The sequence below is a fragment of the Streptomyces sp. NPDC059900 genome, assembly GCF_050270335.1.
Taxonomy (GTDB): domain Bacteria; phylum Actinomycetota; class Actinomycetes; order Streptomycetales; family Streptomycetaceae; genus Streptomyces.
Genome location: NZ_JBNNJZ010001155.1, coordinates 1 through 1105, shown reverse-complemented (window position 1 = coordinate 1105; position 1105 = coordinate 1). Strand labels below are relative to the sequence as shown.

1 protein-coding gene is annotated in these 1105 nt (G+C 66.5%); it reads left to right on the top strand.

What is annotated here, in order from left to right; genetic code table 11:
* Positions 1 to 218 precede the first annotated feature (218 nt).
* Positions 219 to 1105: AAWKG family protein (locus ACQKIP_RS48025; RefSeq protein WP_427745936.1), on the top strand; the 887-nt coding region annotated here is incomplete at its 3' end.

The window sequence follows — 1105 nt, the reverse complement described above, 5'->3', positions numbered from 1 at the left end:
AGAGCGCGATCGAGGCGCAGACGCTTCTGCAGACCTTCGAAGAGGTCGACACCCTGACCGCCGGGACCTCCGGCGAACCGGAAGACGACTGACCCCGGCCGCTCGCGCCGGCCGACGCCACGGCCGTCCGGCGCGCCCTGTGAAAGACGCCTGCCGCCCCGCCCGTACGACGACGGGGCGCGCCGGCACGAACGACAACCGACCAGAAAGGGCGCCCGGTGGCCGATCGGTACGATCCCAAGTCCGGTGAGAACCTCGACAAGTTCGACGACGCGAAAGACCCGTCGGGCGACACCTGGGCCACCCTGGTCAAGCACATCACCGGCTATCCGGTGCCGGACCGCGGCACCGTCTTCGACACGCTCCGTTCGGATCACGGCGGCAAGCTCTTCCGGATGGACATCAAGGAGCGCAGCCTCAGCCTCGTCGTCAAGGACTCCGGGTTCCTGACGAACAAGGGCGAGGACTACGACATCTACTTCTTCGACAGCGGCAAGAAGATGTCGATCATGCAGGCCCGGATCGTCTTCGAGGGCCGCGTGAAGGCCGGCGAGGAGATCATCTTCGACAGCCCCGGGTCCGACAACGTCCACGACGCCCAGGTCCGCGAGGGCAACGAGTTCACGGACTACAACAAAGACAAGATGAGCACGATCCCGCTCGCCCGGTACATGAACGGGCCGCGCGCCGCGCTGCTCGCTCTGCTGGGCGGCGGCACCCAGGACGCCCGCTTCAGCAACCTGAGCGTGGAAGGGGGCGGTGTCGTCGACCTGAACTCCTTCAACACCACAGGGGACTCGTTCGACTTCGCCGCCAAGTTCTTCAGGGACCACGCGACGGTCCTCAAGGACTGGGAGGACCGCTTCGGCCGGGACGACGCGAGCTGGAAGGGCGGGGCGGCGGAAGTCTTCCGCAGCCTGCTGAAGAAGATCCGCGAGAACTACGACAACTACGTCGAGACCTTCGACTCATCGGCCGGTACGGGCGACGAGGCGGGCACCGGCAACACGGTGTACTCGCGAGCCCTGTCGCTGGGCCGCAAGTACCTGGAGGACTCCGCGTCGAAGCTGCTCGACGCGTGGCTCGACTGGGCCAAGTCCTCCTA